The sequence below is a fragment of the uncultured Nostoc sp. genome (assembly GCF_937863485.1).
Taxonomy (GTDB): domain Bacteria; phylum Cyanobacteriota; class Cyanobacteriia; order Cyanobacteriales; family Nostocaceae; genus Nostoc.
This window is the reverse complement of the sequence record NZ_CALMFY010000186.1, coordinates 15,174-29,486: the sequence shown is the minus strand read 5'-3', so window position 1 is coordinate 29,486 and position 14,313 is coordinate 15,174. Positions and strand designations below refer to the sequence as shown.

Annotated in this window: 15 protein-coding genes; 12 read left to right on the top strand and 3 right to left on the bottom strand. The window is 42.7% G+C overall.

What is annotated here, in order from left to right; all coding sequences use genetic code 11:
• The first annotated feature begins 91 nt into the window (after positions 1 to 91).
• The 9 genes from Q0541_RS24975 to Q0541_RS24935 all read left to right on the top strand — a co-directional run bounded on the left by Q0541_RS24975 (position 92) and on the right by Q0541_RS24935 (position 7,631).
• On the top strand, positions 92 to 1,138 hold the full coding sequence (locus Q0541_RS24975; protein ID WP_298917108.1) for an aliphatic sulfonate ABC transporter substrate-binding protein: 1,047 nt from the start codon (positions 92 to 94) through the stop codon (positions 1,136 to 1,138).
• A gap of 9 nt (positions 1,139 to 1,147) precedes the next feature.
• Positions 1,148 to 1,309, top strand: coding sequence for a hypothetical protein (locus Q0541_RS24970; protein WP_298917105.1), 162 nt, complete (start codon positions 1,148 to 1,150; stop codon positions 1,307 to 1,309).
• Between the two features lie 18 nt (positions 1,310 to 1,327).
• Positions 1,328 to 2,449 (top strand): LLM class flavin-dependent oxidoreductase, encoded by a 1,122-nt coding sequence (locus Q0541_RS24965; protein ID WP_298917103.1) that lies wholly within the window; start codon positions 1,328 to 1,330, stop codon positions 2,447 to 2,449.
• A gap of 192 nt (positions 2,450 to 2,641) precedes the next feature.
• Positions 2,642 to 2,848 (top strand): RRXRR domain-containing protein, encoded by a 207-nt coding sequence (locus Q0541_RS24960; RefSeq protein WP_298917099.1) that lies wholly within the window; start codon positions 2,642 to 2,644, stop codon positions 2,846 to 2,848.
• Between the two features lie 211 nt (positions 2,849 to 3,059).
• Positions 3,060 to 3,734 carry a cysteine dioxygenase family protein gene (locus tag Q0541_RS24955; protein ID WP_298917096.1) on the top strand — a complete coding sequence of 225 codons (675 nt, stop codon included), beginning with the start codon at positions 3,060 to 3,062 and terminating at the stop codon, positions 3,732 to 3,734.
• On the top strand, positions 3,718 to 4,479 hold the full coding sequence (locus tag Q0541_RS24950; RefSeq protein WP_298917093.1) for a class II aldolase/adducin family protein: 762 nt from the start codon (positions 3,718 to 3,720) through the stop codon (positions 4,477 to 4,479). Before Q0541_RS24955 ends, Q0541_RS24950 begins: the two co-directional genes overlap by 17 nt.
• A gap of 149 nt (positions 4,480 to 4,628) precedes the next feature.
• Positions 4,629 to 5,747 (top strand): sulfonate ABC transporter substrate-binding protein, encoded by a 1,119-nt coding sequence (locus Q0541_RS24945; RefSeq protein WP_298917090.1) that lies wholly within the window; start codon positions 4,629 to 4,631, stop codon positions 5,745 to 5,747.
• A gap of 255 nt (positions 5,748 to 6,002) precedes the next feature.
• The gene (locus Q0541_RS24940; RefSeq protein WP_298917087.1) at positions 6,003 to 6,824 is read left to right on the top strand and encodes an NADPH-dependent oxidoreductase; all 822 of its coding nucleotides are present in this window, start codon (positions 6,003 to 6,005) and stop codon (positions 6,822 to 6,824) included.
• Positions 6,825 to 6,842: 18 nt separating this feature from the next.
• Positions 6,843 to 7,631, top strand: a complete 789-nt coding sequence (locus Q0541_RS24935; RefSeq protein ID WP_298917029.1) for an SDR family oxidoreductase — start codon at positions 6,843 to 6,845, stop codon at positions 7,629 to 7,631.
• Here Q0541_RS24935 and Q0541_RS24930 read toward each other — a convergent pair.
• Positions 7,612 to 7,788, bottom strand: a complete 177-nt coding sequence (locus Q0541_RS24930; RefSeq protein WP_298917026.1) for a hypothetical protein — start codon at positions 7,786 to 7,788, stop codon at positions 7,612 to 7,614. The two genes, Q0541_RS24935 and Q0541_RS24930, sit on opposite strands and share 20 nt — an antisense overlap.
• 163 nt (positions 7,789 to 7,951) lie before the next feature.
• Here Q0541_RS24930 and Q0541_RS24925 point away from each other — a divergent pair, with 163 nt between their 5' ends.
• Entirely contained in the window at positions 7,952 to 8,077 is a 126-nt protein-coding gene (locus tag Q0541_RS24925; protein ID WP_298917021.1) for a hypothetical protein, read from the top strand.
• Between the two features lie 21 nt (positions 8,078 to 8,098).
• Here Q0541_RS24925 and Q0541_RS24920 read toward each other — a convergent pair whose 3' ends face one another.
• Complete coding sequence (locus Q0541_RS24920; protein WP_298917018.1) at positions 8,099 to 8,644, bottom strand: RNA 2'-phosphotransferase; 546 nt, start codon at positions 8,642 to 8,644, stop codon at positions 8,099 to 8,101.
• Positions 8,645 to 8,701: 57 nt separating this feature from the next.
• Positions 8,702 to 10,030: an amino acid permease gene (locus Q0541_RS24915; protein WP_298917015.1), complete on the bottom strand. Its 1,329-nt coding sequence runs from the start codon at positions 10,028 to 10,030 to the stop codon at positions 8,702 to 8,704.
• 574 nt (positions 10,031 to 10,604) lie between these two features.
• Here Q0541_RS24915 and Q0541_RS24910 point away from each other — a divergent pair.
• The gene (locus Q0541_RS24910; protein WP_298917012.1) at positions 10,605 to 11,852 is read left to right on the top strand and encodes a hypothetical protein; all 1,248 of its coding nucleotides are present in this window, start codon (positions 10,605 to 10,607) and stop codon (positions 11,850 to 11,852) included.
• Positions 11,853 to 11,958: 106 nt separating this feature from the next.
• Positions 11,959 to 14,268: an NAD(P)-binding protein gene (locus Q0541_RS24905; RefSeq protein WP_298917009.1), complete on the top strand. Its 2,310-nt coding sequence runs from the start codon at positions 11,959 to 11,961 to the stop codon at positions 14,266 to 14,268.
• The last annotated feature ends 45 nt before the right edge of the window (positions 14,269 to 14,313 follow it).

Sequence of the window (14,313 nt, the reverse complement as noted above, 5' to 3'; positions counted from 1 at the left end):
CCTAATTAGCGGTAAAGACGAGAGTGCTGGAGTTGACCTCTAGACTCTCATTCTTATCTTTTCTTTAATAAAAGGAGTAATAAAAAAGTTGTTGAATCAATTCAAAAAGTTCTTGTTTTTATTGCCACAACGCTCAGTCAAGTCCCTTAGTGCCTTACTGGTTGCTGGTTCCTGGCTAGGTTTGGTGATTTCTGGCTGCGCTTCAAGTGACTCTACAAATACTAACACTGCCCAAAATGTCAGTAACCAAACTCAAGAGAAAACCAGTTTGATTCGCCTGGGATACCAAAAGGGAGGTGTGGTACCAATTGCCCGTCAACGAGGAGAGTTAGAAAAGAGGCTTGCGGCTGAAAATATCAAAGCTGAATGGGCTGGCCCCTTTGACCGATGTGCTACCTTACTCCAAGCAATTAGTGCTAATCAAGCCGATATAGGCGGGTGCGGGGACATTCCTGGGTTGTCAGCGATCGCCGCTGGTCAGGAGCTTTGCATTGGGGCTGTCCAGCGTCCTAGACCTGAATCATTGAGCAGTGCGATCGTAGTTCGTGGCGACTCTTCTATCCGTAAGCCTGCTGACCTCGTAGGTAAAAAAGTTGCTGTAAATCAGGCTGGTGCAGGTGAGTACCTGTTATTAAAAGTATTGGAAAAAGAGAACATTTCTAAAGATAAAGTTCAGCGTGTCTTCTTAGCTCCAAATAATGCTGCACCCGCCCTTTACCAAGGAACTGTGGACGCTTGGGCAGTTTGGGATCCCTATATCTCAATTGCCGAATTAGAGCATGGTGCTAGGAGAATCACCACAACCCATCCAGCCCCCACCTACAGTGTAATGCTTGTGCGTAATGAGGCTGCGGCTAAATCTCCAGAGGCGGTGAAAGCAGCTTTCAAGGGTTTAGGCGAGGAATACGATTGGTTGAATGTAAATACGGCAAAATCAGCCGAATTTCTAGTCAAGGACATCAAAATCTCCCCAGCCGTAGCCAAGCGGGTAACTGAGAATCAAGGACCACAGCTACTTGCCACACCTAATGCTGATGATGTTGTCAAAATTCAGAAGACTGCTGACTGGATGCTGGAGCAAAAAATTCTACCGAAAAAGGTAGATGTTGCTGCTACTATCTGCCCCACGGCTAAGTAGGAGGGGGAGATGGGGAGCAGAGGAAGCAGGGGAGCAGGGGAAGCAAGGGGAGCAGAGGATACAGGAGCAGAGGAGTGGAGTTCAAAGACTCATCGGCGAGTATCAAAGACTCGTCAGCGAGTATTAAAGACTTATCGCCAATGCCCAATTCTTGTTGATTATGGTTTGTAATTTTTAAGGAGATGCACTATGCCGATTGAATTTATTGGAATGATTGGAACGCGACAAATATCTGAGTTAGATGGGCCGACAGTTTCGATCACCGGCGGTTCCATAGATGCCGCCTACGTCCGCAAGTTTGCTAAGGCACATGAGGATGGTGGCTTTGATCGGGTACTGGTTGGTTATGGTTCAACTGGCCCCGATGGCTTAACTGTGGCATCGTTCGCGGCGGCTGCAACAGAACGATTGAAGTTTTTAATCGCCCACCGCCCTGGTTTCGTGGCTCCTACACTCTTCGCACGCAAGACAGCAACTTTGGATCATTTTACTAATGGTCGCATTGCCGTACACATTATTACAGGTGGCAGCGATGCCGAACAGCAACGCGATGGTGATTGGCTTGACCACGATACTCGCTATCGCCGTACAGATGAGTACCTCGACATTGTGCGCCGGGTGTGGACGAGTGATACTCCCTTCGACTATGAGGGCGAATTCTACCGGGTGAAAGATGCTTACTCAGATGTGAAGCCTTTACAACAACCCCACATACCCCTGTACTTTGGCGGTGCTTCTGGTGCAGCAGTACCTGTGGGTGCAAAGCACAGTGATGTCTACGCTATGTGGGGAGAACCGATTGCGGCGGTTAAGGAACGGATACGCGAAGTAAAAGCTGTAACACCACCAGAGCGATCGCCACGGTATAGTGTCTCGTTGCGACCGATTCTAGGTGATACTGAGGAGAAGGCTTGGGAACGGGCGCACTCAATTCTATCGCGTGTTAAGGAAATTCGGGCTGCAAAAACCGAAAATCAGCTACCGATAACTCCCTACTTTAATTCAGCACGTCCGCAAGCAGTGGGTTCCAATCGTTTGTTACAGTTTGCCCAAGAAAGCGAAATTTTCGATAAGCGCTTGTGGACACCAATTGCTGCCGTTACTGGTGCCTATGGTAACACTACAGCCCTGGTTGGGACACCGGAGCAAGTAGCAGAGTCCCTTGTGGATTACTATGATGCTGGGGTAACTACTCTATTGATTCGGGGATTTGATCCATTAGAAGATGCGATCGCTTATGGTCGTGATGTGATTCCCCTAGTCCGGGCAGAAGTGCAACGGCGGGAGCGACAAGCAACTGTTGTTGCTTAGGGACTTTCAAATAAAAAAAATATTCAACTACTTCTTGTGGGATAGTCAGAAAAGTCGCCTGTAGCCAAAGGCGCTCATGTTGGCCACTCCATAAGATTGAATAATTTATTTGTTGAAAATCCCTTAGATCAAGATTGGATGATTGATTTTTTGATAGTCCCTTAATAACTGTATTCGTAAGGAATATCATTCATGACCAAAGTATTGATTCTCGATGCCAACCAACAACCGTTATATCCAGTACGCATCAGCCGTGCTAGGCTACTATTGTCACAAGGTAAAGCTACCGTATTCCAGAGATATCCCTTTACTATCATTCTGAAGGAGTCTCTTTCTCGTCTAAAACTTGAGCAACTTGGCTTCAAGCTTCACCCTGGCATTAAAATAATTCGTAATTGAATTCTTAACTACGAATTACGAATTAACGCCGTGTGCAACTTTCCTCTCAAACCTAACCTCCAACCTCTTCTCTACTAGCGTTGGGGAGAAAGAATCAAAGCCTCTCGACCTTTCGGGGAGAGGAATGGAAGCGGGGTTTTAATAATAAGTCGCACATAGCGTGAATTACGAATTAGTAAATGTTAGTTGCCTGCCAAATCGAGGAATATAAATGACAAACCACACCATCTTGGAACCATTACCAGAAGACGAATGGTTTATTGAGAGCCAGGAACTACGATCCTTTGTAGCAACAGTGCGTGAAATTAGCGCTAGCACTGCTGACGATCGCACCCAAACTCTAGCTAGACTAGAACCCTATTTTCAAGAACTGCTCGCCCAACAGGAATGGCTCCGGGAAAAGTTTGCTCAAATCAATCCCGAAAGCAAGATGGGCGGCGGTATTGGTCAGTGGCTGCTTTATCGCGCCAAAGACCGTTCCCTCTCAGTCTTCAGCTTGGTGATTCCCCCAGGTTCAACGACTCCCGTCCACGACCATTTGGCTTGGGGATTGATTGGTTTATACAAAGGTAATCAAGAAGAAACAGTCTATCGCCGTCTAGATAACGGCGATGCTGAAGGACACGCACAATTACAAGTAACTGAAGTGCGATCGCTTCAACCAGGGGATATCTACCGCCTCTTACCTCCAGATGGTGATATCCACGCCGTCAAAACCACATCCCAGAGCGCATCTGTATCTATCCATCTTCTGGGTAATGATACTGGCTGCATCTTGCGTCACCAGTTCATCCCAGAATCTCATAGCGTCAAATCTTTTCGCTCTGGATATTCCAACGCTCCCTGTAAAGAAGAAGAGGAAAAAGAACATGCCCAAGTCCGATAGACCACAACCCCCAGTATTCGAGAGAGTTGAAGACGAACGCCTGCACCGCAAGCAACGTCTCGCCGCTGCCTTTCGCCTGTTTGGTAAGTTTGGCTTCAGCGAGGGAATCGCCGGCCATATTACGGCTCGTGATCCGGAGTTTACAGACCATTTCTGGGTCAATCCATTTGGAACATACTTCGGTCATATCCGAGTTTCTGACCTGATCTTAGTTAACAGAGAAGGTGAGGTGGTTAAAGGCGATGCTGAGGTGAATCAAGCTGCTTTCGCCATTCATTCTCAGCTTCATGAAGCTCGACCTGATGTCATAGCAGCGGCTCATGCCCATTCACTTTATGGTAAAGCCTGGTCTAGTTTAGGTCGTCTCCTTGACCCCTTAACTCAAGATTCCTGTGCTTTTTACGAAGACCATGCCCTATTTGATGATTTCACAGGTGTGGTTTTAGAAACTTCTGAAGGTCAGCGACTGGCGCAAACTTTGGGGCCAAAGAAAGCCATAATCCTGCGGAACCACAGCATTTTAACTGTGGGACATACGGTAGATGAAGCTGCCTTTTGGTACATTAGCTTAGAGCGATCGTGCCAAGCCCAACTACTGGCAGAAGCTGCGGGTAGACCTACTACTATCAAACACGAAACAGCTCGCTTAACGCAAACTCAAGTGGGGTCACATATAAGTGGGTGGTTCAGCTTCCAGCCACTTTACGACAGGATTATCCGTGAAGAACCTGATTTGCTGAATTAGTGCTGTGTATTTTGACACTTAGACAAGCAGGGAAGTATCAATTTACCCTACTTCCCGCTATTTTTATATCAATTTAATTTAAATTTATCTATATACTCCGGTAAACCTATAAGTTTATAGTATAAATATAGTTCAGAGAAATCATTTTGATGATTCACCTAATCTTTCGCCGCTTAATTACCAAGTGGATATCGTTGATAAAAATCAGGAATATCCCATTTAACAACCAACATAAATTATTCTTTTCTTCTCCTTTGCCAATTGCGGGGGCTTTTGTTGCAGGTCTTTGTCTGAGCGTGCTATTTGCCGCCTGCTCATCGACACCTACTGTTAATTCCCCTAATCCCACTGCCACATCTGTTAGCAATTCGGCTTCCAGTAAAGCAACAGTGGTAAGATTTGGCTATCAAAAATCGACTATTTTAATTAGAACTAAAGGTGTTTTAGAAAAGCGTTTGGCACCAGAAGGGATCACTGTAAAGTGGACTGAATTTCAAGCGGGTCCCCAACTCCTAGAAGCCATGAATGTGGGTAGTATTGACATCGGTCCTGTAGGAGAATCACCGCCAATATTTGCCCAAGCAGCCGGAGCATCACTAACTTATGTTGTTGGTACTGCGGCTACTCCGGCTAGTTCAGCAATTCTTGTTCCTCAAAATTCACAAATTCAAAAACTTAGTGACCTCAAAGGTAAAAAAGTTGCCTTTCAAAAAGGCTCTAGCGCTCACTTATTGTTAGTCCAAGCTTTAGAAAAAGCGGGATTGAAATATACTGACATTGAACCTAAATATTTAGCACCAGCTGATGCCCGCGCTGCATTTGTCAAGGGTAGTGTAGATGCCTGGGTAATTTGGGACCCCTTCTATGCAGCGGCTCAAGAAGCAACTAAAGCCAGAGTCCTAATTGATGGCACAGGAATCAATAAACAGGGAGGATATTATTTGATGAGTCGCAAATTTGTCACTGAAAATCCGCAAACTGTCAAGGCAATAGTGGAGGAAATTCAAAATCTAGAAGAATGGTCTAAACAAAATCGAGAAGAAGTAGCAAAAACTCTAGCACCTGTGTTGGGAATTGATGTAGAAACGATGAAAAAAGCAACTAACAGACGCACTTTTGGTGTTGTCCCAATTGACGACAATCTAATAAATCTCCAACAAGGTGTTGCGGATACATATTATAAATTGAAGTTAATTCCCAAAGAGGTAAATGTCAAGGATGCAATGTTGACAAAAGAAGAATATGCTGCCTTTTCACCAAAAACTTAAACTAGTACAATGAGTAGGCTATAGGGGCATACATCTGTATGCCCCTACAAATGCCTAGTTCCTAGTCTCCGACTAGGAATGCCCTCTGTGAGGCTCTGCCTCGTATTCAAGTGGCAGTAGCCCAATAAAGAGCATTTTCTTCTTAGTACCTGGAAACAAGATTTTAAACCTTAAATTGACACTAATGACATCTGTAAGCTCCTAAAGTCTTTTATTCAACTGACAATTTTTGAAATGTAAATCTTGGAATTGATTATGACTAATCCTACAGAACTACTGCGATCGCGCTACGGTGAAATCCCCTTCAATCCCGAAATTGAATGGAATGATTCCCTGACAGCACTACTATCTCACCGTTCAATCCGGTCTTATCTATCTGATTCTCTACCACCAGGAACTCTGAAGTTACTAATTGCAGCCGCCCAATCTGCATCAACTTCCTCTAATTTGCAAACCTGGAGTGTGGTAGCAGTCGAAGATCAACAGCGCAAAGAGGAATTATCCAAGCTAGCAGGAAACCAAGCACATATTAACCAGGTTCCTTTATTCTTGGTTTGGTTAGCAGATTTGGCGCGTCTAAGCTACGTAGCTGACAGTCGTGGCATATCTCATGATGCCCTGGAATACTTGGAAATGTTTGTGATGGCAACAATCGATGCAACTTTGGCGGCGCAAAACGCAGCAGTAGCAGCTGAATCACTTGGTTTAGGAACAGTATATATCGGCGGAATTCGGAACCACCCCCAAGAGGTAGCAGAGATATTAAATTTGCCCGACTCTGTGTATGCTGTGTTTGGGCTATGTGTCGGCTATGCAAATCCTGAGGTAGAAGCAGCGATTAAGCCAAGGTTGCCACAATCAGCGATACTGCATCGTGAAACTTATAAATTGGCAGATCAAGAAGAAGCGATCGCTCACTATAACGATATCATCAAAGACTTCTATACTGAACAAAAGATGAATATCCCTGGTGATTGGTCAGAACACTCAGCCCAACGGATCGCAACTGTCGAATCATTGAGGGGACGCGATCGCTTGCGTGAAGTTCTCAATTACCTCGGCTTCAAGTTACTATAAACAAGAAGAATCAAGATTATGGATTTGCAACTCCGTGGCAAAGTCGCCTTAGTGACAGCTGCTAGTAAAGGTTTGGGCAAAGCTACAGCAAGGCAATTTGCCCGTGAGGGTGCAAAAATTGCCATCTGCGCCCGCAGTGAGTTAATTGACAAAACCGCTGCGGAGATTGAAAGCGAAACAGGTACAGAAGTGCTATCTCTGCGTGCAGACGTCACTAGTCAAGCAGATATTGAGCGGGTGATTAATGCCACAGTAGAGAAATTCGGCGGGTTGGATATCCTAGTTACCAACGCCGGAGGCCCACCCGCTGGCACTTTTGACGATATCGATTTGGCAACTTGGGAAACTTCGATCAACTTGACTTTGCTGAGTGCGGTACGCTTGGTGAAGTTCGCTTTACCTTACTTACGCCAATCTACAGCACCAGCGATTCTGACCATCACCTCAACCTCAACTAAACAACCAGCCCAAAATCTGGTGTTGTCTAATTCGATTCGATTAGCGGTGATTGGTTTAACGAAAACTCTCAGCCAAGAACTCGGTAGCGATAAAATTCGCGTCAACAGCATTTTACCAGGCTGGACATATACAGAACGAGTAGAAGAATTAATCAACGCCCGTATTGCTAAAAGTGGTGAAACAAAAGCAGCAGAAATTGCTAGAGTCAATGGGACAGTTCCTTTAGGTCGTATAGGGACACCAGAAGAGTTTGCCAATGTCGCGGTATTTCTGAGTTCACCAGCCGCCTCATTTGTAAATGGAGTCATGCTGCAAGTAGATGGCGGAATTATTCAAGGAACATTTTGAGCAGTTTGACAACAGAACCAGACCATTGAAAAAATTTTTCTGCCCGGATCAGCAGCAAATTGGTCAATGTTTTCCAAAAAGTCAAAAAATCGACATCTGCTAAAATCGGTTTTCTGATAAATCGAGATGATTTGAATGGTTCGAGCCTAGTTACCATAATTTTCTCTATTTGGTGATGCACTAATTAATCAGTAATTTAAGCAATGATTCGCGTCAGTTTAATGAACTAACGATAATTTTGATAACTCTATACCTATGACGCAAGCCTTGGGCACAAAAAAGCCATAATCCCGTGTAACCAAGGCTTTTAACCGTGGAATATGCTTTTTGGCATATTATCAGAGCGATCGCGCCAAGCACAAATACTGGCAGAAGCTGTGGGTAGAACCAATGCTATCAAATACTCAAAACAAGGAAACAGTTCCTTTTTTGAGATTTCTAAATAAATCTTAACAACTTATTAAAATTTAAATTTTTTGTAGATACTCAGGTGGGACATGATCCACTAACCAAACACCATTAGCAGAACAATAGAAAATGTAACCCGCCTGATGCATTGCCGCAGCATATACAACAAAAACTACTGCTTTTCCATGTCTTGCACCAACAGTTTGTGCTGTTGCAATATCCTTCGATAAATGGACATGATGTCGTAACATTTTGCAAAGTCCTGTTTGCATAATAGCCTTTACAGACTTGTGTCCCGTGCCGTGATAAAGCTCATCTGGGGGAACAACAGATTCTAATTGTAAATCGACTTTTATACTATGTCCTTGGTTCGCACGAATCAGAGTCCCTGTAGAATCAAAAGAAAACCGTTGTTTCTCGTTGGATTCAACTACCGCCTCTAATTCCTGACGGTTAATCGGAAACTTGTTTTTAGCACAAGCAGTAAGTAGTTCATCAACAGCAACCCAACCAGCAGGAGCAAGTTTAATTCCAATTGCATCCGGCGTATGTCGCAGATATTTACTGAGATATTTGTTGATTTTGACGAGGCGAGAATCACTCATTTGATTGTGTTTGTCCTCTTTATACTACAACTATAAGTATTTGTGTTACATAGAATTTCATTGATGGTTTGACTGTGTGGCAATTGCCAGAATTTGCCTTCCCATCATGGCTAACGCCACTCCAATCATCACCATGAGTGTCACCTTCCCACCAGGAACGAGTGATTGATTTATACTATCTGAGTTTTCTTGTTCTTGACGTTGCTTCCAACTCATTAACGCCGGAATAATTCCACCGAGAACTGAGATACTAAATGTTCCAGTGTAATCTAAGGCAGTAAAAAAGATGGTGGGATTGAGTGTTCCCAGAGTCATAGGAGGGAAAAGAACCAGCGAGTAGAGGGATAGGCGACTAAAAAGTTTGCCCTGTGTAATTAGGAAAATATCTTTGAACACATCCAGCAACCCGTATACAAATCCAATGAATGATGTAACGATCGCAAACTCTGAAAAAATGGATGCTAGCACTCCTAACCCTTCCCCCACACCACCTGTTCGGAGAATTTGCAACGGGTCAAAAACAGTTCTACCATCAGATGTGTCATGTAGGATATCAGGACTGACGCTTCCTAAAATTACGGCATTCCACGCCAAGAACATAATTAGAGGAATCACAGAACCAATAAAGATGGACTGACGAATTTTGTGGGCATCCCCTTCGAGTTGCGTCACAACCAGCGGCACAACGTTTTGGAAAAATAGCGCCACAGACATTACTGAAATGGCACTACCAAGGGCACTCCAATTCTGAAATAATAATTGGGCACTCTGAATGTGCCCTCCTACCAGAAATAATAGTCCCAAAAAGGAAACGATAACAATTCCGACAAAGGCGCTATTTAATTTCTCAATAAACTTTTCTCGCCCAAGATACATAATGCCACCAAATAAGAGCGTGAAAGTCATTGTACCCACCCACTTTGGCAATATCTGCACACCCCAGACTTTTGCCGCCGCAGATCCTAAAATCTCTCCACCTTCAGTGATGTATGCCACTAAGAGAGCATAGTGCATGAATAAATATGCGCCGCCAGCAATTCGCCCTCCTAGCTTACCAAGGATCTTCTCAACAACTCCCAAAAAACCTATACTCGGACACCCTTCTGTTCGCATCGTGTTTAAGATCACTTCTGCAACCAATAACCCTGAAACTAAAGCGTAGAGCCAAACAGCAATCAGCCCAGATGTGGATGGCACAATCCCAGACGGCAGGGTAACAGCTGGTAAGGCGAGAATCCCAGCCCCAATGGTGGTTCCCGCAATCAATGCAGTACTCCCCAATACGCTACCCGGTTGATGATTGAGTTTCTTTCCATCAAATTCGAGATGAGAAAACAACCGAGTGATTTGCTCTGAATCTTTGAGAACAGTCTTTATGGCAACCATACTAAATATCTGTACTTAAATAAAATTAACAATATTAACATATGTGAATATTATTCGCAAAAAGCCTGATGTTCCTGCTTTTTTAAGCAAATTTTTGTGGTAAATAAGCGATCGCTACTTGATCATCAACACAACTTTTAAACTATAAATGTCACTTGTAACACTTGATTAAGTTTTACTTTTGGGCAAATGCATCGGTGCGATCGCGCCCTCTCCCCCAATGCTGTAGCCAATCGCCCCAAACCATCTAACCCCCCAAGAACATCGAGAGCTTTGCTGATATTGGCTATTGGATTGACACTGGTCGCGTTGGTGGTAAACCTTGTGCCAAGATTCGCTGTCTGAGCAATTTGTTAGAAAAGCCACTGTAAAGGGAACACTTCAAACAAGACCCTCTGTTGAAGAATTTGATTGTGATTTATTTAACAGATTATCGGGTTTTAGTAAGGACAAATTAAAACTCCTTTGACACAATAGTACAGAAACACAGAGGTATCTAATATTCTCATATCTCTGTACAGATGCTCAACATCAGCTTGGTATAAAAACTAACTAGCTAGTTACCCAAAACCCGATGAACACCAACAACCCTTTGCAGACAATGCAAACAAGTTTCCATACAGCTTTAGGCGCTGTTAGTGAATTTACTGCCCTACTTCAAGAACCCCAAAAACTCACAAATTACCTTACCCAAATACAACAAAAACCAGATCAATTGTTCCAAGATTTAGCGGTAAAAGGCAAAAATATGGAACAAGATATGAGTAGTTTTTTCAAAAATTACTTTTCCGGAGGTGGTGACAAATCACCATACCCCAAATATATAGAACGAGCAGATGGACAGGCGTTTAATCAACCCTACGAAATCAAAGGGACAAAAATGTATGCCTTTGCCGTTGAAGGTTCAATGGCGAAGTTGCAAGAAGTGTGTGATAAATATCTCAATGATCCTAATAACGGAGAGATTGAATATCGCCCAGCGATGAACTATCTCATCTTGACGTTCAACAAGATAGATTCTTTAACTTCTATCTATCCACCCGACTATGACAAAGGAACTGTGCATGAAGAAGAAGCCATCTTTTGGATGTTAACAGTAGTAGGTAAAAGAGTCGGGCCTTTATTCATTGCCGAACGCCTAGCTTGGTTTATGCCTTACTTGTACGTGAATAATTCTCCCATCCTAATTTCTGGTAGAGAAGTCTACGGCTTCTTTAAACAACTTGGTACATTTCAGATTCCTGACTTAAATCAAGAACCGGATTTATTAACCGTAGATACCTTAGTATTTAAAGAGTTTTCTCCGACAAGTCAATCTATAGATGCGCGCCTGCTGGAAGTTCAACGCATCAGTACAAGGGATAAACATCAAACTATCAAAACATGGGACACTTTTGAAGAAGCAGTAACAGCGATCGCTAACTTATTATTTAACAATGACGAGATTGCCATTCCTGGCTTACAGTTGCCCTTTAATCTCCTCGAATATCTCTTAAACAGGGTCGTCCCTCTCGTTACCCTCAAACAAATCCGCGACGTAGAAAACAGCAAAAAAGCCTGCTATCAAGCACTGATTGAATCCCCCATGCAACTACAAACCTTCTATGGTGGAAAACTCTTTGGATTCAATGGTTTTGGCGATCAATTTCAATTAAAAATCAATAATTTTGCTAGCCAACCAATCGTCCAAGACTTAGGACTAGACAAAGGTTATTCCGTAGGTAGCGAATCAGTAAATATCCCAGTAAAGCTTGGTTTTGTGCTGCATTTCGACTTCACACTCAAAGATGGAAAAACCGTTTGGCAAGCACCATATAAATAGTAGTAACTGCTGTTAGCGGATAGCTATGGTTTAGCCCATACTAATTAAATTATCTCCCCTATCTTCTGCTTCCTTCTTCACCCTTACCACGCAAAGAAAAACAAACATGTCTAAAATTTTTAAGCCAAAAAAGATTGCTATCTTAGGCGGTGGAATAGCATCATTAACCACTGCCTATGAATTAACCAGTCAACCAGGGTGGGATAGTCTCTACGACATTACTATTTATCAAACAGGTTGGCGTTTAGGTGGTAAATGTGCAACTGGACGCAATATCAAACCCCATGCACCTGATTATGAACCAGACTACCGCATCGAAGAACATGGACTGCACATTTTTTTTGGATTCTACGAAAATGCCTTTCGTCTACTCAAGCAATGCTATGACGAACTTGGTGGCAACGGGCCTTTCAGTACCATAGAAGACGCATTCAAACCCCATAGTTTCATCGTCTTAGAAGAATACATCAATCAAAATTGGGTAACTTTGCCTTTTAACTTCCCTACCAATTCTCTAGCTCCTTGGGAAGGTGGCGATATTTCTTCTCTTTGGGAACATATTTGCAGCACCATCAAATTCGTCATTCAGACTTACGCAGAAATTGAGAATTACGACCAGTTCCATTTTTCCAAAAGTTCCTCAGTATCTCTTGCCAAACAAATAGCATTAGGCAAAGAGGTAATGGAATTTTTATCAGATAGTAGTCTCTTGCAATTTCCTAGCCAGTTGATTCAGTTATTTTTCCAAGAACCTAGTTTTTGGGGAAAATGGCTTAACAATATCAACGAATACATTGGTGAGATATTTCAAGACATAGACTTGAATTCTGAAGGAATGTTTTTAAAACTTGCCTATAACCTAGCTCAATCACTACCTCAAAATACCAAAATTCAAAGACGTGAACATCAGCAGTTAATTCTTAAGCTAATAGACCGTTTTAAAGAACATTTGATCCCTCAGATAGAATCTAAAAGCGGACAAAATCCTGAAATTTTTTGGCGTTTAACACTTATCGATTTAGCATTAGCAAACATCCGGGGTTTATTTGTAGATGAGGTAATTCATTTTCGTTCCCTAGACAGTTTAGATGAGTATAACTACATAGACTGGCTACGAAAACACGGAGCTAGAGAATCAAGTGTTAAATCAGCATTTATTCGTGTCTTATACGATTTAGTGTATGGTTTTCCAGAAGGCAATACTAATGAACCGCAACTAGCAGCAGGAACAGCTATCCGTATCCTCACCACTATGTTGTTCAAATACAATGGCGCCATCATGTGGAAAATGCAATCAGGGATGGCGGAGGTAGTGATCACTCCACTATATGAAGTGCTAAAGCGTCGTGGTGTAAAATTTAAGTTCTTCCATGTTGCCAAGCAGTTGCACTTGGATAAAGATCAGCAATCAATTGCAAGTATCACTTTGGCTCGCCAAGTAAATTTAAAAAACCCAGAGCAAGAATATCAACCACTCATCAAAGTTAAAGACATTCGTTGCTGGCCTAGTGAACCTCTTTATGATCAGATTGTCGATGAAGAAGCCCAAAAACTCCAAGACCAAGAAATTAACCTTGAGTCATATTGGACACCTTGGCAGAATGTAGACAAAATTACCCTCACCAAAGGCGACGATTTTGATATTGTGTTGCTGGGAATTTCTATAGCCGCCTTACCCTCTATTTGCGGTGAATTGCTCCATGCCAAAAAAAACCCAGTGCATCAAAAATGGCACGATATGCTAACTCAAGTTAAGACAGTAACTACTCAAGGCGGACAAATATGGCTTAAGCCTACCTTACAGCAATTAGGATGGCAACAATCTAGTCACGTGCTAGGAGCTTATATTGAACCACTTGATGTTTATGCAGATATGAGCGAGTTAATAGTACGAGAAAATTGGCCTTCTAAGCATTATCCTTACAGTGTAGCTTACTTCACCGGCGTAATTGCAGATCCAGGTATTCCTCCCCACACAGAATATGATTTTCCAGCTAAAGCCCAAAAAATAGTAGAGCAACAAGCAATTAACTTCCTCAACAATTACATCGGACACCTTTGGGCTAATCCTACTCACCCCAAAAATTCCCAAGGTTTGAATTGGAATTTACTAGTAGATTTTCAAAACCGTCAGGGAGTAGAACGCTTTAAAGCTCAGTACTGGCGAATTAACATTAACCCATCAGAACGCTATGTACTTTCTGTACCTGGAAGTACCAAGTATCGACTCAAAACTGATGAATCTGGGTTTGATAACCTTTACCTAACTGGCGACTGGATTAACAACGGTTACAATTCTGGTTGCGTGGAAGCTACAGTAATGTCTGCAATGCAAGCAACACGAGCTATTCTACATCAATGCTTCCATATAAAATACACCAAAAAAATTATTGGTGAGTGGGATTCTTGGTTATAAAGGTATATTCAAATTAATCAGGTGCATTTTGATAAATTCAACCAA